Annotated in this window: 14 protein-coding genes; 8 read left to right on the top strand and 6 right to left on the bottom strand. The window is 64.1% G+C overall.

All coding sequences use genetic code 11. The features are described 5' to 3' along the window. Window positions 1-64 precede the first annotated feature (64 nt). From AC0L27_RS18725 to AC0L27_RS18710, 4 genes are all read right to left on the bottom strand, one after another. Window positions 65-1,027 carry a GIY-YIG nuclease family protein gene (locus AC0L27_RS18725; protein ID WP_473305360.1) on the bottom strand — a complete coding sequence of 321 codons (963 nt, stop codon included), beginning with the start codon at window positions 1,025-1,027 and terminating at the stop codon, window positions 65-67. 112 nt (window positions 1,028-1,139) lie between these two features. Further along, complete coding sequence (locus AC0L27_RS18720) at window positions 1,140-1,313, bottom strand: hypothetical protein (RefSeq protein WP_247411853.1); 174 nt, start codon at window positions 1,311-1,313, stop codon at window positions 1,140-1,142. Window positions 1,314-1,782: 469 nt separating this feature from the next. After that, on the bottom strand, window positions 1,783-2,211 hold the full coding sequence (locus AC0L27_RS18715; RefSeq protein WP_473305362.1) for a GlcG/HbpS family heme-binding protein: 429 nt from the start codon (window positions 2,209-2,211) through the stop codon (window positions 1,783-1,785). Continuing rightward, on the bottom strand, window positions 2,204-5,215 hold the full coding sequence (locus AC0L27_RS18710) for an FAD-binding and (Fe-S)-binding domain-containing protein (protein ID WP_473319954.1): 3,012 nt from the start codon (window positions 5,213-5,215) through the stop codon (window positions 2,204-2,206). The genes AC0L27_RS18715 and AC0L27_RS18710 overlap by 8 nt, the downstream gene beginning before the upstream one ends. 244 nt (window positions 5,216-5,459) lie before the next feature. On the opposite strand from AC0L27_RS18710, the gene AC0L27_RS18705 reads away from it, so the two are divergent. From AC0L27_RS18705 to AC0L27_RS18675, 7 genes are all read left to right on the top strand, one after another. After that, window positions 5,460-6,659: a pyridoxal-phosphate-dependent aminotransferase family protein gene (locus AC0L27_RS18705; RefSeq protein WP_473319953.1), complete on the top strand. Its 1,200-nt coding sequence runs from the start codon at window positions 5,460-5,462 to the stop codon at window positions 6,657-6,659. Window positions 6,660-6,703: 44 nt separating this feature from the next. Further along, complete coding sequence (locus AC0L27_RS18700) at window positions 6,704-7,501, top strand: enoyl-CoA hydratase/isomerase family protein (protein ID WP_473305375.1); 798 nt, start codon at window positions 6,704-6,706, stop codon at window positions 7,499-7,501. A 136-nt stretch (window positions 7,502-7,637) separates the two neighbouring features. After that, the gene (locus tag AC0L27_RS18695) at window positions 7,638-8,624 is read left to right on the top strand and encodes a Bug family tripartite tricarboxylate transporter substrate binding protein (RefSeq protein ID WP_473319951.1); all 987 of its coding nucleotides are present in this window, start codon (window positions 7,638-7,640) and stop codon (window positions 8,622-8,624) included. Between the two features lie 76 nt (window positions 8,625-8,700). Further along, complete coding sequence (locus AC0L27_RS18690; RefSeq protein ID WP_354100982.1) at window positions 8,701-9,243, top strand: tripartite tricarboxylate transporter TctB family protein; 543 nt, start codon at window positions 8,701-8,703, stop codon at window positions 9,241-9,243. Between the two features lie 12 nt (window positions 9,244-9,255). Further along, complete coding sequence (locus AC0L27_RS18685) at window positions 9,256-10,773, top strand: tripartite tricarboxylate transporter permease (RefSeq protein WP_473305382.1); 1,518 nt, start codon at window positions 9,256-9,258, stop codon at window positions 10,771-10,773. A 153-nt stretch (window positions 10,774-10,926) separates the two neighbouring features. Continuing rightward, window positions 10,927-11,802 carry an outer membrane protein gene (locus tag AC0L27_RS18680; protein WP_473305384.1) on the top strand — a complete coding sequence of 292 codons (876 nt, stop codon included), beginning with the start codon at window positions 10,927-10,929 and terminating at the stop codon, window positions 11,800-11,802. A gap of 435 nt (window positions 11,803-12,237) precedes the next feature. Then, a complete protein-coding gene (locus AC0L27_RS18675) occupies window positions 12,238-13,131 on the top strand; it encodes an outer membrane protein (protein ID WP_473319949.1) in 894 nt (297 codons plus the stop codon). Between the two features lie 76 nt (window positions 13,132-13,207). Here AC0L27_RS18675 and AC0L27_RS18670 read toward each other — a convergent pair whose 3' ends face one another. Beyond that, window positions 13,208-14,401 (bottom strand): CaiB/BaiF CoA transferase family protein, encoded by a 1,194-nt coding sequence (locus tag AC0L27_RS18670; RefSeq protein ID WP_473319948.1) that lies wholly within the window; start codon window positions 14,399-14,401, stop codon window positions 13,208-13,210. Window positions 14,402-14,535: 134 nt separating this feature from the next. Beyond that, window positions 14,536-14,850 (bottom strand): hypothetical protein, encoded by a 315-nt coding sequence (locus tag AC0L27_RS18665; protein WP_473319945.1) that lies wholly within the window; start codon window positions 14,848-14,850, stop codon window positions 14,536-14,538. A 198-nt stretch (window positions 14,851-15,048) separates the two neighbouring features. Here AC0L27_RS18665 and AC0L27_RS18660 point away from each other — a divergent pair, with 198 nt between their 5' ends. Then, the gene (locus AC0L27_RS18660) at window positions 15,049-18,000 is read left to right on the top strand and encodes a M10 family metallopeptidase C-terminal domain-containing protein (RefSeq protein ID WP_473319944.1); all 2,952 of its coding nucleotides are present in this window, start codon (window positions 15,049-15,051) and stop codon (window positions 17,998-18,000) included. Window positions 18,001-18,065: the final 65 nt, after the last annotated feature.

Here is an 18,065-nt window from a genome sequence, read left to right as displayed (position 1 = left end):
CCTACGCAAACGACGAACATGGACGCTGCAGAAAACCTTCCGCAGCGTCCAGTCGCGCTCAGGTCTAGAGCTGCATCACCGGGCGCTGCGTCGGATCGACCGGCCGCCACTTCGAGCTGTCGACATGCGCCCCGCAGACGGCCTTGGCGGCGGTCGCCATCGAGGGGAAGGCGATGTCGACGGTGATCCGCATGCGATCTATGGCTCCCGGGATCGGCGTCAGCACGCCGGCCTCGAACAAGGCGGCTCGACGCGCCCGGGTCACCGGGCTCGCGCTCGGATTGGTGGCGATGCGGAAATCCGAGCCGGCCGCCACGACAAATCGGTCGTTGGCGGGATAGCCGCGCGCCCAGATCGTCTCATCATAACGCAACTCGAACTCCGCGCCGCCAGGCGACAGGTGCACGTCGATCTCCATCGGGCCGCTCTCTACATCGTCAGCCGCCTCCGGCGACAGCACCGGCGCGTCCACCTGTGGCATGCCGCCCGGCGGCGATTCGAATGCGGTCAAGCCGGCATCGAACAGCAAGCGCTGTGCGTCTTCGAGCATGCGCTCATGCAGCGGCAGGTCCAGCGGATCGATCTCGGGCATCCGTGGCGGGCTGCCCGCGACCACTTTCATGACGCCGCAGCGATCGGCCGCATGCGTCAGCCAGAACTGCAGGTAGGCTGCGGTCTCTTTCGTGAAGCGCACCTCCTTCGAGGTCCCGCGCACCACCACCACCTGGCGGGCCCACGCCTTCTGCGGATCGGCAAGGTGTTCACCGAGCCGCCGGCTGAAGCAGTTCGTCTCGCCGAGATAGATCGGAACGTTGCCGTCCTGAACGTCGCCGGTCATGGCATAAAAGGCCGGGCAGGCGAGCTCGCTCGCCACGAGCTTGGGGCCGAGGCTCATCGGGAACACCAGAACTTTGACATGGGCGGCGCGGTCGATGATCTCGCGAACGTCGGCAACACCTCCATACGGGCGGTGCACATGGCTCGTGGTGCGCGTGCTGATGAGCGGCTTGTCCTTGAAGTAAGACATGTTGAAGATCTCCTGTTCGATCGAATGTCCGTTGAAATCCGAACGGCAGCAGTCCCCGACACCTTGCGTGCCGAGAAGCTGTGCCGTTCGGAAAGCTCGATGGGGGGCGAGGCTAGTGGATCGCGATCCACGACAGCGAAACGCCGCCATCCACGCGCGTCAGGCGGCCCGACGAGCTCATGAGCTCCGAGTGCGCAAGGCGCGACCGGACAGCCATCTGGGAGGGAACAAGAAGATCAAAAGAGAAATTCGCCGACGAATCGGCAATATACTGGCCGATAGCCATTGGTAGACTCCTGGTTAGTCTGCTGTGGTTAGGTCGCCGTCCGATCTGAACCATCGGCGGCGGCCGCCCTTGCGGTTATGCGTAGGCCGGACAAACATAGAACAAAATGTGGCCGGGCGCAAAGTCCAAATATTTGTCGATTTTCCCGAAATTCGCCTTGGGCGATTTTCCCCTCCAATTGTGCAGCTCGCTTGACAAGGCGACAACCTCGCTACCAGCCGGCCTGGGGATGGCGGAATGCTGCTCAGAGATATCTTTGCTCCCAGTTTGATAGTAGAGACCGCGAACGAAAGTTTGAGGGCCATCCGTCGTTATCTCAATAGGCGCGACGACTCTAATCAGTCGATCGACCGGTCGCGCACGCAGCAGGCGCGGTAAATTCTATTGAGGCAGGCGGATGATGCTAATGTCCTCTCCGCAACTTTATCTGTGACATTTTTCCGGTGGGCAGCGCTCGAGGGGGACATCGCTACCCAGCGTTGGCCTTTAGGGCCGCGGCCTGGATGCCCGCCACCGCACAAGCTTCGTCATTGTCGGACGTGTCGCCCGACACACCCACCGCGCCGAGCAGGGTCGTGCCGTCCATGATCAGCACGCCGCCGGGGACCGGCACCAGCGCGCCCTTGGCAATCGTGTTCACGGCATCAATGAAATAGGCCTGCTCCTGCGCCCGCTGAAACAGGGCGCGCGAGCCGAGGCCCATGGCGAGCGCGCCATAGGCCTTGCCGTGGGCGATCTCGGCGCGCATTAGGCTGGTGCCGTCCTGCGCCGCGGCGATCTTGAGCACGCCGCGGGCGTCGAGGACGGTGACCACGAGCGGCTTCAGCTTCAGCTCACCGGCCTTTGCGAAAGCGGCATCGAGGATCTTGCGGGCGGTGTCGAGGGTGAGGTCAGCCATGATTGGTTTCCTTTGCAATGGGAGTGGTTGTGGATTGGGTTTCGGCACGATCAAGGCTCATCGCCAGCACGCGCGCGACGTGAAGCGCCTCGCGCTGGGTGCCGTCGTGGATCTGGTGCCGGCAGGAGGTGCCGTCGGCAACGACCAGCGTATTCTGGTCCGCGCGCCGTATGCTGGGCAATAGCGACAGCTCGGCCATCCCGATGGAGGCATCGTAGGTGTCCGCGCCATAGCCGAAGGCGCCGGCCATGCCGCAGCAGCTCGACTCGATGGTCTCGACCTTCAGGCGAGGGATGAGGCGCAGCACCTGCTCGACCGGCTTGAACGCGCCGAAGGATTTTTGATGGCAATGGCCGTGCACCAGGGCTTTGTCGGCAACAGTGCCGAGTGGCAGTTGCAGCCGGCCGGCCTCGGCCTCGCGCACCAGGAATTCCTCGAAGGTCAGCGCGTGGGTGCCGACGGCCTTGGCGTCATCGTCCTGGCGCAGCGAGGCGAGCTCGTCGCGCAGGGTCAAAAGGCAGCTTGGCTCGAGACCGACGATCGGCACGCCGCGCGCGGCAAACGGCGCGAAGGCGGCGACGAGGCGGTCAAGCTCGGACCGGGCTTCGTAGACGAGACCGGCTGACAGGAAGGTGCGGCCGCAGCAGAGCGGGCGGCCGCTGCTCGCGGGTTTTGGCATGTGCACGCGATAGCCCCCGGCTGTGAGTACGCGCAGCGCGGCCTCGAGGTTTTCGCGCTCATAGATGCGATTGAAGGTGTCGGCGAACAGCACCACCTCGCGGCCGGTTTCCGGCCCGACCGCTTCGGCCGGCGGCACGAACACGTCGCTGCGGAAGGCGGGGAGCGCGCGGCGGGCGCTGATGCCGGCAAAGTGTTCGAACAGCTTTCGCAGCAGCGGGCTGCGGTTGCGCAAATTCGCCAGCGGCGCGAAGCGCGACGCGAGGCCGGCATAGCGCGGGAGATAGCCGACCAACCGGTCGCGCAAGGTCAGGCCATGCGAGGCCGCGCGCGCGGCGAGCACCTCGATCTTCATCTTGGCCATGTCGACGCCGGTGGGGCATTCGTGGCGGCAGGCCTTGCAGGACACGCAAAGCTTTAGCGTCTCCATCATCTCGTCGGAGGAGAGCGCGCCCGCGCCGAGCTGGCCGGAGATCGCGAGGCGCAACGTATTGGCGCGGCCTCGCGTCACGTCCTTCTCGTTGCGCGTCGCGCGGTAGGACGGACACATCACGCCGCCCTCGAGCTTGCGGCAGGCGCCGTTGTTGTTGCACATCTCGACCGCGCCCTGAAAGCCGCCGCCAGCCCCGGGATAAGCGGACCAGTCGAGTTTTGTCTTGAGCTCAGCGACGCGATACTCAGGCTTGAAGCGGAACAGCGAACGATCGTCCATCTTCGGGACGTCGACGATCTTGCCGGGATTGAGCACGCCATCGGGATCGAAGCGCTGCTTCACTTCCCTGAAGTCGGCGACCAGGCGCTCGCCGAACATCGTTTCGTGGAATTCGGAGCGCACCAGGCCATCGCCGTGCTCGCCGGAATGCGAGCCCTTATATTCGCGCACAAGTTCGAAGGCCTCTTCGGCGATGGCCCGCATCGCCTTGACGTCCTTCTCCAGCTTCAAATTCAGCACGGGTCGTACATGCAGGCAGCCTTCGGAGGCGTGAGCATACATCGTGCCGCTGGTGCCGTGCTTGGCAAACACCTCGCTCAGCCGCGCGGTGTAGTCGGCGAGATGCGGCAGCGGCACGGCGCAGTCCTCGACGAAGGAGACCGGCTTACCCTCCTGCTTCATCGACATCATGACGTTGAGGCCGGCGGCGCGGAAATCGGCGATCCCGCTCTGCAGCGCAGGCTCGGTGATTTCCACCACGCCGCCCCATTTTCGCTTGTCGTTGTTCCAGCCGAAGCCGAGATCGCCCATCAGCTCGCCCAGCTGCTTCAGGCGCACGAGGTTGTCCGCCTGATCTTCCTCAGCGAACTCGACCACGAGCACCGCATCCGGATCGCCCTTGATCGCGGCGGAGATGATCGGCCGGAACATCGCGATGTCGCGGCCGAGCGCGAGCATGGTGCGGTCGACCAGCTCGACCGCGATCGGCTTCAGCTTGACCAGATGCTGGGCCGCGTCCATCGCCTCGTAAAAACTGCCGAAATGGCAGATGCCGAGCGCCTTGTTGCGGATCACGGGCCACAGCTTCAGCTCGACCTTGGTGGTGAAAGCGAGGGTGCCCTCGGAGCCGACGAGAAGGTGGGCCATGTTGTTGCGCGCATTGCGCGGCACCAGCGCATCGAGATTGTATCCTCCGACACGACGCTGCACCTTTGGAAAGCGCGCGGCGATCTCCCCGGCCTCGCGGGCGCCGAGATCGAGCATGTCGCGGAACAGGGCGCGGGCGCTGTCGTTCGCATCGAGATCGGAAAGATCGCGCGAGACCTCGCCGAAGCGGCCCAGCGTGCCGTCGGCAAGCGCGGCTTCCATCGACAGAGTGTTGTCGCGCATGGTGCCGTAGCGCAAGCTGCGGCCGCCGCAGGAATTGTTGCCGGCCATGCCGCCGATGGTGGCGCGCGAGGCCGTGGAGACGTCGACCGGAAACCAGAGGCCGTGCTTTTTCAGCTGGCGGTTGAGGTCGTCGAGCACGATGCCCGGCTCGACCACGCAGGTGCGTCCTTCGACGTCTAGCGACAGGATCCGGTTCAGGTGTTTCGAGAGATCGACCACGAGACCGTCATTGACGGTCTGGCCGCATTGCGAGGTGCCGCCGCCGCGCGGGGTCACCTTCAGTCCCTCGTCGCGCGCGATTGCCAGCGTCCGCAAGGCCTCGTCCATGGTGCGCGGCACCACCACGCCATGGGGCATGATCTGGTAGAAGGAAGCGTCGGTGGCGTAGCGGCCGCGGCTGAAAGCGTCGAACAGGACGTCACCGGTCATTTCCCGGGCCAGACGTGCCGCGAGGCCGTCCTTTTTGGCCGATTCCTGTGATTTCCCGGGCACTTCCGCCGCCATGGTCCGCTCTTGCCTGTTCGCCGCCCCCGTCTTGCCTCCGGTCACGGCCCTTGGCAAGGCGAGCCCTGCTTCTTGTGCATTGACGGACCCCGCCCGGCGAGGGACAAGCCCGGCGAATAGTGATATTCGAGCGGCTCGCGCAGCCCCTTGAGGCCAGCGGGCTCGAAGTCAGGCTGGGCTCGAAGGCAAGACAGACTCAAGAGACAGACGCAAAAGGCAGACTCAAAGACCGGGAAGGACGCCGATGACCGTGCATACTGGAAGGCATTTTCTCCAGATTCCAGGACCGACCAACGTGCCCGACCGGGTGCTGCGGGCGATGGACATGCCGACGCTGGACCATCGCGGTCCGGAGTTCGCCGAGCTCGGTTTCGCCGTCCTCGCCGGCATGCAGCGGGTGTTCCGCACCAAGCAGCCCGTGATCATCTTCCCCTCGTCCGGCACCGGCGGCTGGGAAGCCGCGATGGTCAACGTGCTCGCGCCCGGTGACAAGGTCCTGATGTGCGAGACCGGCCAGTTCGCCGTGCTGTGGCGCGGCATCGCCGACAAGTTCAAGCTCGACGTCGATTTCATCCCGAGCGACTGGCGCCATGGCGCCGATCTCGCCGAGATCGAGAAGCGCCTTGCCGCCGACAAGCAGCACACCATCAAGGCGGTCTGCGTCGTCCACAACGAGACCTCGACCGGCTGCGTGACGCCGCCGTTGGAGGTGCGCAAGCTGCTCGACCGCGTCAAGCATCCGGCGCTGCTGATGGTCGACACCATCTCCGGCCTCGGCTCGATGGAATATGAGCACGATGCCTGGGGCATCGACGTCTCGGTCGCCGGCTCGCAGAAGGGCCTGATGCTGCCCCCGGGCCTCGGCTTCAACGCCGTCTCAGAGAAGGCGCTCGCGGTGGCCAAGGCCAACCCCGGCATGCGCTCCTATTGGGACTGGCAGGAGGTCATCAGCTTCAACAAGCTCGGCACCTTCCCCTATACGCCCGCGACCAATTTGCTCTACGGCCTGCGCGAGGCGATCAAGATGCTGGAAGAGGAGGGGCTCGAGAACGTCTGGACCCGCCACAAGCGCCACAGCGCGGCGACGCGTGCCGCGATCAAGGTCTGGGGCCTGGAGACGCAGTGCGCCGATCCTGCCGCGCATTCGCCGGCGCTGACAGGCGTGCGCGTGCCGGATGGCCACGATGCCGACGCCTTCCGCAAGGTGGTGCTGGAAAACTTCGACATGTCGCTCGGCACCGGCCTGAACAAGGTCAAGGGCAAGGTGTTCCGCATCGGCCATATCGGCCATTTCAACGACCTGATGCTGATGGGCACGCTCGCCGGCGTCGAGATGGGCCTCGATCTTGCAAAGATCCCGCACCGGAGCGGCGGCGTGTTGGCGGCCATGGACCTCCTGAAGGGACGCGACGCGGTGCCGATGACCAAAGCTCAGGTGGCCTGAAGGCCCAGGTTGCCTGAACTAACCTAGAGAAAAGAGAGCGCGCAATGAACGCACCGACCACCGCCAACGAAGACCTGCTCTACTCCGTCACGGACGGCATCGCGCGGATTACCTTCAACCGCCCGCAGGCGCGCAACGCACTGACCTTCGCCATGTACGAGCGCATGGCGGAGATCTGCCAGGAGATCAACGCCGACCGCTCGATCAAGGCGCTGATCCTGACCGGCGCCGGCGACAAGGCGTTTGCCTCCGGCACCGACATTTCTCAATTCCGTGCGTTCAAAACCGCGCAGGATGCGCTCGACTATGAGGCCCGCATCGACCGCGTGCTCGGCACGCTGGAGCAGTGCCGCGTGCCCGTAATCGCGGCGATCGCGGGAGCCTGCACCGGCGGCGGCGCCGGAATTGCGGCCTGCTGCGACCTGCGCATCGGGACTGAAGCGACGCGCATCGGCTTTCCGATCGCGCGCACGCTCGGCAACTGCCTGTCGATGTCGAACATCAGCCGCGTCGTCTCGCTGGTCGGGCCCGCCCGCACCAAGGATCTGATCTTCAAGGCGCGCCTCGTCGAAGCGCCGGAAGCACTGGCGCTCGGCCTTCTAAACGAGATCGTTCCCGACGTCGAGACGCTGCAGCGCCGCGCTGACGAGACCGCCAGGCTCGTGGCGAGCCACGCCCCGCTGACGCTTGAAGCGACCAAGGAGGCAGTCCGCCGCATCCGCCGCACGCTGTCGCGCGAAGAGGGCGAGGATCTGATCCTCAAGGCCTATATGAGCGAAGATTTCCGCGAGGGAATGGACGCCTTCCTCAACAAGCGCACGCCGAACTGGAAGGGCAAGTAGCGCATCTCCGGCTTGGCTTCGTCAGCCGAAAGTCATAGGCGGCGCGATGCGCGCCGGCTTGAACTCGCCAGCATTCGTCCGCAAAATGCATCGAATTCCTGGCAACAAGCCAAACAATAACCGGGGGACGAAACTCGTGCGAAGTCTAGTGAAAACTGTTGGCGTTGCAGCAGCGTTATCGTTGAGCACCCCGGCCATTGCCGCCTGGGAACCGACGAAGCCGGTCGAAATCGTGGTTGCGGCGGGCGCGGGCGGTGCCTCCGACCAGATGGCTCGGATGATGCAGGCCGCGATCCAGAAGAACAATCTGATGAAGCAGCCGATCGTGGTCTCGCTCAAGGGCGGGGCTTCCGGCGCCGAAGCGCTGATGTACATGAAATCCAGCGAGGGCGACCCCAACAAGGTGCTGATCGCCTATTCGCTGATCTACATGCTGCCGCTGTCGGCGAAGATCCCGTTCAACTGGCGTGAGCTCACCCCGGTTTCGGTGATCGCGCTCGACCAGTTCGTGCTGTGGGACAACAGCGCGGGTCCCAAGACGGTGAAGGAGTTCGTCGCGGCCGCGAAGGCGGCGAGCGCGCCGTTCAAGATGGGCGGCACCGGCTCCAAGCGCGAGGATCACGTGCTGACCGTGTTCCTCGAGCAGAAGACCGGCGCGAAATTCTCCTATCTGCCCTACAAGTCCGGCGGCGAGGCGGCGACCCAACTCGTCGGCAACCACACCGAATCCAACGTCAACAATCCATCCGAAAATCTCGAAGTCTGGCGCGCGGGCCAGGTGCGTCCGCTCTGCGTGTTCGACAAGGAGCGAATCTCCTACACCAGCAAAGTGACGGAGACGCAGTCCTGGGCCGACATCCCGACCTGCAAGGAGGAGGGCGTCGATGTGCAGTATCTGATGCTCCGCGCGACGTTCCTGCCGGGCAAGGTCACGGCGGAACAGCAGGCGTTCTATGTCGAGCTGTTCCACAAGGTGACGCAGACCGCGGAATACAAGGACTACATGGAAAAGCAGGCGCTGAAGCCGATCTTCCTCACCGGCAAAGACATGGTGCAATTCCTCGAGGAGGACGATGCAGTCAACAAGTTGCTGATGACGGAAGCTGGATTCGTCGCGAAGTAGCCGTCTCTTCTCCCTTCTCCCTCTCCCGTTCTTGCGGCGAGAGGGAGAATCGAACCGCACTCCGTCCCAACGGCTCATGCCCCAAACCGATCTTGAAATCATCGTCGACGATCCGACCGCGCCCGAAGACGACTCGCCTTCCGTCGTCTCCTCCGGCACGATCGAGATATTCGTCTGTCTCCTGTTGCTCGCGCTGGCCGCCACGCTCGGCTACGACAATTGGCGCACCGGCGCCTCCTGGGATTCGACCGGGCCGGAGCCCGGCTATTTCCCGTTCTACCTCTCCGTCATTCTCGGTGGTGCCAGCCTCTACGGCCTGATCGTGGCGCTGGTCGCGCACCGCGCGGCAGCTGAGACCTTCGTCACGCGTGCGCAGGCCCGCCGCGTGATGGCGGTGTTCGTGCCGACGCTGCTGTTCTGCCTGGCGACGCAGTTTCTCGGCCTCTATGTCGCGAGCTTCCTGCTGATCGCCAGCTTCATGCGCCTCGTCGGCAAGATCGCGCTTTGGAAGTCGCTGCTCACCGCTGTCGTATTCACGGCCATCATGTTCGTTACCTTCGACATCGCCTTCGACGTCATCATGCCGAAAGGGCCGCTAGAAGCGGCCTTCGGCCACTAAGGCGAGCCCGCGATGGAAGCTTTCGGTCTCTTGCTTCACGGCTTTGCGGTCCTGCTGACGTGGAAGACGCTCGCGCTGATGATGGTCGGGCTGGTGCTCGGCATCTTCGTCGGCGTTTTGCCCGGGCTCGGCGGACCCAACGGTGTTGCGATCCTGCTGCCGCTGACCTTCACGATGGATCCGACCTCGGCGATCGTGATGCTGTCCTGCATCTACTGGGGCGCGCTGTTCGGCGGCGCGATCACCTCGATCCTGTTCAACATCCCCGGCGAAGCCTGGTCGGTCGCGACCACCTTCGACGGCTATCCGATGGCGCAGCAGGGCAGGGCGGCGGAGGCGCTGACGGCGGCGTTCACGTCCTCTTTCATCGGCTCGCTGGTCGCGGTGCTCCTGATCACCTTCCTCGCCCCGATGATCTCGTCCTTTGCGTTGAAGTTCGGCCCGCCCGAGTTCTTCGCCGTGTATCTGCTGACCTTCTGCTCCTTCGTCGGGCTGGGACGCGAGGCCAAGCACAAGACGGTCATCTCGATGTCGCTCGGGCTGTTGCTCGCCGGCATCGGCATGGACACGGTGTCAGGCAATCTGCGCATGACCTTCGGCTCGTCCGAGCTGCTCCGCGGCATCAACTTCCTCGTCGCCGTCATCGGCCTGTTCGGCATCAGCGAGATCCTGCTGACGATGGAGGAGCGCCTGGCGCTGCGCGGACACGCAGCGAGCATTTCGTTGCGCGTCGTGCTGAGTGTGTGGAAGGACCTGCCGAAATACTGGGTGACGCTGCTGCGCTCCTCCTTCATCGGCTGCTGGCTCGGCATTACCCCGGGCGGCGCGATCGCAGCCTCGTTCATGGGCTACAATCTGGCGAAACGCTTTGCCGAGAATCCAGAGAGCTTCGGCAAGGGCCGCATCGAGGGCGTGTTCGCGCCGGAGACGGCGGCGCATGCCTCCGGCACCGCGGCGCTGCTGCCGATGCTGGCGCTCGGCATTCCCGGCTCCGGCACCGCGGCGATCCTGCTCGGCGGGTTGATGGTGTGGGGGCTCAATCCGGGACCGCTGCTGTTCGTCGAGCACAAGGATTTCGTCTGGGGCCTGATCGCCTCGATGTATCTCGGCAATGTCGTCGGCCTCGTGCTGGTGCTGACGACGGTGCCGATCTTCGCCTCGATCCTGCGCGTGCCGTTCGCCGCGGTGGCGCCGATGATCGTGGTGTCCTGTGCGATCGGCGCCTATGCGATCCAGAACGCGATGTTCGACATCTGGCTGATGCTCGGATTCGGCCTCGTCGGCTACGTCTTCAAGAAGATCGGCATTCCGCTCGCGCCGTTCACGCTGGCACTCGTGCTCGGCAACCGCGCCGAGGATGCCTTCCGCCTGTCGATGATCGGCGCCGGCGGCGACCTCAAGGTGTTTTGGTCGAACGGCCTGGTCGGCTCGCTCACGACCTTGGCGATCGTGCTGCTGTTCTGGCCGGTGATCGACCGTTTGCTCGCCCGTGTCGGATTGACGCAGGGGGCCAAGCCGGCGCAAAGCTAGGCGTAATCACCCCTGGATTCAAATACATAGGGGGATGTCGTCCTAGTCCTAGGCGTTACACGCTGCGATTGTTTCGGGTAGTTGTAGGCGCGGCACAGCCCTTGGGCGCTTCTCAGCGCATATTTTCATCACAAATTTGTGTGGAGGATTGCCATGAAGCGGATTGTGATTGGAATGGCGGCGGCGATGTCGCTGTTCGCGACGGGCGCACTGGCGGCCGATCTGGCCGCAAGGCCCTACGTCAAGGCGCCGGTCATGGCCGATCCGGTCTGGAACTGGACCGGTTTCTACGTCGGCGGCAATGGCGGCTATAGCTGGGGCCGTTCGCGCACCGACGTCTCCTACTTCAACTCGGCAACCGGCCTTGGGATCGCGCCTCCCGCCGGCTCCGTCACCAATGCGTCTTTCGACATGAACGGCGGCGTCGCCGGTGGCCAGGCGGGCTACAATTGGCAGAACGCCAACTGGGTGTTCGGCGTCGAGGGCGACCTCCAGTGGTCAGGTGAGAAGGGCAGCGCCACCTATAGCTGCGTGGGCGCCCCGATCGCGCCGGGCGCCGGGCCCTGTCTTCCCGGCCTGACGTTCCTTCCCCCCGCTGCTGCCGGCGGCACCGTCCTGACGATCGATCAGCATCTTCAGTGGTTCGGCACGGTTCGCGGCCGGGTCGGCATCCTGGCGACTCCGAAAGTGCTGTTCTACGGCACTGGCGGTCTGGCCTTTGGCGAGATCAAGACCACCGGTACGATGACCGGGTTCACGCCCGCGGCGGTCGCGATCGCCTCGGTCGGATCGAACTCGACGACGCGTGCCGGCTGGACCGCCGGCGTGGGAATCGAAGGCAAGATCACCCAGAACTGGAGCGCCAAGCTCGAATACCTCTATATGGATCTCGGCAGCTTCTCGTCCGGTCCGTTTACCCTGGCGCCGCTCTCCACGGTCAGTGCCAACGTCTCGTCGCGCTTCACCGACCACATCCTGCGCGCCGGCATCAACTATCAGTTCGGTGGCCCGGTGGTCGCCCGGTACTAACAACAACAGAGGCGTCAACAAGAAGCAAAGCCCGGCTCGAGCCGGGCTTTGTCGTTTCTGTCCTGATTTTTGGAAATGGCGCAAGGCCGACAATCGGACGGAGCGATTGACTTGTTGCGGTGGCGCCACATCTGCGGCCTGATCTGCTCTGGTTGGACCTGCGAAGCCGTATGCGTCGAGCGCCTCCCGACGCCATCGTGCCAGTCCGCGAAAATCCATCCCACCATCAAATCCTACTGAAATAGCAGCGATTTCGAGAACGCTTGGATGGTGCGCGCACGCCTTCCGCGCGCAACTGTCCGCTCGCATCCCACAAACGACTGACATTCGTTCGCACGACGCGGAGCGATGCGCTCTTCCCTAGGGTCGCGACACTGAATCGCCGGCCTCGCGCGAGGAAGCGAGCAGGCAACACCTTTTGTCGAGGGAAGATTGATGACACGAACTCTGCTGGTTGCGGTCGCGACTGCCATGCTGCTAGCACCGCCTGCCTTCGCCGCTGATCTCGCGGTACCGCACATTTATACCAAGGCGTCGCCGGTGGCCGTGGATCCCGGCCACAATTGGAGCGGCTTCTACGCCGGCATCAATGTCGGCCATGGCTGGGGACGCTCGGCCACGACTGCTGATTTCATCGACAGCGGAGCTGGCGCGCTGCTGAATTCGAGCGCCGGCAAGTTCGATCTCAACGGCGTCAGCGGCGGCGGACAGATCGGCTACAACTGGCAGCGCGAGATGTTCGTGATCGGCTTCGAGGCTGATTTCCAGGGCAGCGGCCGGAAGGGCCGTTTCGACGCGCTGTGCGCCGGCGCGCCGGCGGGTTTGCAGGACGGCGTCTGCACGCCGGGTCATCGCGGCGACAACACGTTCGATCCCGCGCTGCCCGTGACCTTCAATCTCGTCCAGAAGCTCGACTGGTTCGGCACTGTCCGCGGCCGGCTTGGCGCGGCGGTGACGCCGCGCGTGCTGTTCTACGGTACCGGTGGTCTTGCTTATGGCCGCGTCTCCACCTCGGGCACCATCGCCGCGACCAATGTCAGCGGCAGCCCTGGGAGCGACGACAACCTGGCGTTCACGCCCGTCGCGGCAAATTTCAGCAGCAGTGCGACGAAGATCGGCTGGACCGCAGGTGCCGGCATCGAAGGCGCCTTCGCCGACAATTGGAGCGCCAGGCTCGAATATCTCCATGTCGATCTCGGAACCGTCTCGGGTTCGCTCGCAACGCCAGTGATCGCGCTCAGCGGCGCGCCCCTGGTCGTCGGCTATCGCTCGCACATCACCGACAACATCCTGCGCGTCGGCGTCAACTATCGCTTCAGCGGCACCTGAGCGGCGACGTGGCTCCGCGAGTCAAAAAGCCCGGCGAGCGCCGGGCTTTTTCGCTGGCCGATCTCCAACGAAGCACTCACACCACTTTGGCGTCCCGGAGCTTGGCGATCTCGTCGGCGCCGAAGCCGAACTCCTTCAGCACTTCGTCGGTCTGCTCGCCGAATTCCGGCGGCCGCGCCACCATCCTGCTCGGCGTGCGCGACAGCGTCACGGGCTGGCCGACCAGACGGATGTCGCGATCCTCGTCATTCGGCACCTCCTGCGCGATGCCGAGATGCTTGACCTGCTCGTCTTCGAACATCTGGTCGATGGCGTAGATCGGCCCGCAGGGCACGCCGGCCTCGTTGAGTTCACGGACCCAGGTCTCGGTGGACTTCGTCAAGGTACGCTTCTCGATCTCGACATTGAGCGCGTCGCGGTTCTTGGAGCGGGCTGGCGCGGTCAGATAGTCGGGATGGCTGTAGAGCTCCGGCGCGCCGATCGCCTGCGCGCAACGCTCCCAGATCCGGCCGCCCGTGGTGGCGATGTTGATGTAGCCGTCCGAGGTCTTGAACACGCCCGTCGGAATGCTGGTCGGGTGGTTGTTGCCGGCCTGCTTGGCCACTTCCTTCTCCATCAGCCAGCGCGCGGCCTGGAAGTCGAGCATGAAGATCTGGGCCTGCAGCAGCGAGGTCTGCACCCACTGGCCCTTGCCCGAGACCTCGCGCTCCAGCAGTGCGGTAAGGATACCCATGGCACAGAACAGGCCGGCGGTGAGGTCGGCGACCGGAATGCCGACCCGCATCGGGCCTTCGCCGGGCGCGCCGGTGATCGACATCAGCCCACCCATGCCTTGCGCGATCTGATCGAAACCCGGCCGCTTGTGGTAGGGCCCGTCCTGGCCGAAGCCCGAGATGCTCCCGTAGACGATGCGCGGATTGATCCTGGCGAGGCCCTCATAATCGATACCGAGCTTCTTCTTCACGTCGGGGCGGAAATTCTCCACGACGACGTCGGCCTTGGCGGCGAGGCGCTTGAACACGGCGAGCCCGCGCTCGTCCTTCAGGTTAAGCGTCATCGCCCGCTTGTTGCGATGCAAATTCTGGAAGTCGGAGCCCTGCCGCGGCCCGCCCGGCTGCTCGCCGCCGGCATCCGCGGTGAGCGCGTCGATCTTGATCACGTTCGCACCCCAGTCCGCGAGCTGCCGCACGCAGGTGGGCCCGGACCGGACGCGGGTCAGATCGAGCACGGTGAAGCGTGACAGGGCTTCCGAGGCATGCGGAAAGGGCATCTTGATGGGCTCCGGGACAAATTGCGGGCCCACCATAGTGCCGAATGACCATGCGGCAAGACATCACGCGGCAGGTCAGGGCCGCGCGGATGCCGCTTGGCGAAATGCAATGCCTGAGCGGCGCCCGCGAAGGATCAGCGCGCCAGCTGCTTCAGCTCGGCGCGCGCCTGCTCGGCCAGCGGGTCATCGCCGTGGCGCGCAATGAACAGCTCGAATGCCTCCCGCGTTCCCTTGCGACGGGCGGATTCGTACTCCTCCGCGACCGCAGCCGAGGGGTCGCGGGCCATTGGAACGGAGGGCGCGCGTCTCGCTGTGTCGCCTTGTTTGCCGCTCTCATCCGCATTGGCTTTTCCGACCATGACAGGCAGTCCTCCGAAAGGTAGATGGTCCGGCCCGGCGAGCGCGATCAGGGCGCCGAACAGACCGGCCGAGAGTAGACGTCGTTTCATGATTTCGCTCGCAACACGCAGGGAGCCGGAACTGGCATCCTTGTCTTGGCCCGTATGACTACGGGATTTGATGGCTAACACGGCCTTACGGAAGGAGTCCGGACCGGCTCGCCAAAATTAAACCAAACGTTTAACTCTCAAGCTAGAATCACCTGTCGCGCCCCGAATCGAACGGGGGTTGCTGCTTCGGAGATTCTCTTGGCCACCGCCGTCAACGTCAGTGCCACCAACAACGCCGAGATCGACGGCCTTCTGTCGGGCTACAAATGGTCCGGCACGATCACCTACAGCTTTCCGGACGCTGCAAGCGACTACGCCAGTCCCTACAGCGGCGGCAGCAGTGAGCCGACGACGTCGGGTTTTGGCTCGGCGCCGAGTCAGATGCAGGCGGCGATCAATTACGCGATCGGACTGATCCTCGGCTACACCAACGCCAACATCCAGTACGCCGGGACGAACGGCGCCGACATCATGGTCGCGCAGTCGCCAGCGGCCAATCCGACATCCTACGCCTATTATCCCGGCAACTACGCGTCCGGCGGCGACGTGTGGTTCGGAACCGCCTACAACTATTCGCTGGCTGCGCTCGGCAACTACTATTTCACGACTGCGTTGCACGAACTCGGACACGCCCTTGGCCTGAAGCACAGTCAGGAAGCGGGCGGTCCCGCCAACGTCGCCGTGCCGAGCGCGCACGACGACAGCGAATACACCGTCATGAGTTATCGCAGCTATGTCGGTGCTTCGACGACGAGCGGCTACACCAACGAAGCCTATGGATATTCGCAGACCTATATGGCCAACGATATCCTCGCGCTGCAGACGATGTACGGCGCGGACTACACCACTCAGGGCGGGACCACCGTCTATACATGGAGCCCGACCACCGGGCAGGAGTTCATCAACGGCGCTGGCCAGCCGGCGGACAATGGCGGTGCCGGTGGCTCGGCCAATCGCATCTACGAGACGATCTGGGATGGTGGCGGCGTCGATACCTACGACCTGTCGAACTACACGACGAACCTGAGCATCAATCTCAATCCGGGTGCGTCGTCCGTGTTCTCGTCGGTTCAACTCGCCAATCTCGGAAACGGCCATTACGCATGGGGCAACGTCTACAATTCCTATCTCTACAACAACGACGCGCGTTCCTACATCGACAACGCCGTCGGCGGCTCCGGCAACGACACGATCATCGGCAATGCGATCGCCAACGCACTGAACGGCGGGTCCGGCAACGATACGCTGACCGGCGGCGGCGGCAACGACACCATCACCGGCGGCTCGGGCACGGACACCGCCGCGTATTCAGGCAATCGCGCCAATTACGCGTTCACGTACAATGCCACGACCCAGACCTTCACGATCACGGATCAACGCAGCGGTTCGCCCGATGGCACCGACACCGTCACAGGCGTCGAGTATCTCCAGTTCGCCGATCAGACCGTTGCCAGCGCGATGCTCACCGGGCCCATCGTGCTCGAATCAACGGGCGTGACCGTTCTCGTCATCGACAGCGGCAAGTACTACCTGAATCCGACCGGCGGCGGCACCGGCCCCGTCCTGAAGAGTGGCGGCGCGGCAGTGGTCGCCGGCAATTACGGCCTCTGGTCGCCGGTGGCCGCCGAACAGGTCTCCGGCGGCGGCTACGATGTCGCCTGGAAGAACTCATCGACCGGATATTTTTCGATCTGGAGCACGGACAGCAACGGTAACTTCCTGTCCACCCTCACGCCTGAAGTGTCGGGAACCAACGCCAGCCTGGTTTCGCTGGAGGCGGCGTTTCATCAGGACCTCAACGGCGACGGCACGATCGGTGTTCCGACGACCACCATCGAGGCCGCGGGATCGACCAGCCTGGTCCTGAGCGGCGGCAATTACAACCTGAACAGCATCGCTACCGGCACGGGCCCTGTCCTGAAGAATGGCGGTGCTCCCGTTATCGCAGGCAGTTACGGCGCCTGGTCGCCCGTGGCCGCCGAGCAAGTCTCGGGCAGCGGCTACGACGTCGCCTTCAAGAATGCATCGACCGGATATTTTTCGATCTGGAGCACGGACAGCAACGGTAACTTCCTGTCCACCCTCACCCCCGAAGTGTCGGGGAGCAATGCGGGTCTGATATCGCTGGAAACGGCGTTCCATCAGGATCTCAATGGTGACGGCACGATCGGGACGTCAGGCGGGTCGACCGCGACGATCGAACATGCCGGTTTGACCAGCCTGGTCCAAAGTGCAGGCAATTACGAGCTGGATAGCATCGCTACCGGCACGGGCCCTGTCCTGAAGAATGGCGGTGCTCCGGTCATCGTAGGCAGTTACGGAGCCTGGTCGCCCGTTGCCGCCGAACAGGTCTCGGGTGGCGGCTATGATGTTGCCTTCAAGAATGCGAGCACCGGATATTTTTCGATCTGGAGCACCGACAGCAACGGCAACTTTCTGACCACCCTCACGGCTGAAGTGCCCGGGAGCAATGCCGGCCTGATCTCGCTGGAGTCGGTCTTCCAACAGGATCTCAATGGCGACGGCACGATCGGCAGCCCGAGTGGTTCGACGACGAGCGTCACGATCGAACATACCGGTTCGACCAGCCTGGTTCAGAGCGGAAGCAACTACGATTTGGACAGCATCTCCACCGGCACCGGCCCGGTTCTGAAGAATGGCGGCGCGGCAGTCGTCGCGGGCAATTACGGCGCATGGTCGCCGGTTGCCGCCGAGCAGGTCTCGGGCGGCGGCTACGACGTCGCCTGGAAGAACTCATCGACCGGCTATTTCTCGGTCTGGAGCGCGGACAGCAACGGCAACTACCTGTCCACCCTCACGCCCGAAGTGGCGGGAAGCGACGCGCGCCTGAAGGCGCTCGAGCCGGCATTCCACCAGGACCTCAATGGTGACGGCGCCGTAGGCGCAGCGCCCGCAGCGACGTCGGGGCTCGCGACCGCCGGTGGCGGCTTCGCTTTCAATTTCAGCCAGGGCGGAATCACATTGTCCAATTCGTCTGAGCTGCCGGATTCCATGCCCGCGCCAGCGAGTGTGCTGATTGACTTGGAACAGGCGACTTCGGCCGAACCGGCGGGAAGCCAGGACACGATGATCGACAGTGTGGCCGACCTTCTCCATAACCTGCACGGCACCGGTTTCATGCTCGGCTGACGACGCAGGTCGCGTCGCGTCGAACCAACACAGTATGGCGCGGTCATTTCTGTTACAGCCTGCGT

Source organism: Bradyrhizobium sp. Ken51 (assembly GCF_055807435.1).
The sequence above is the reverse complement of the archived record's forward strand: the minus strand, read 5'-3'. Positions and strand labels throughout refer to the sequence as shown.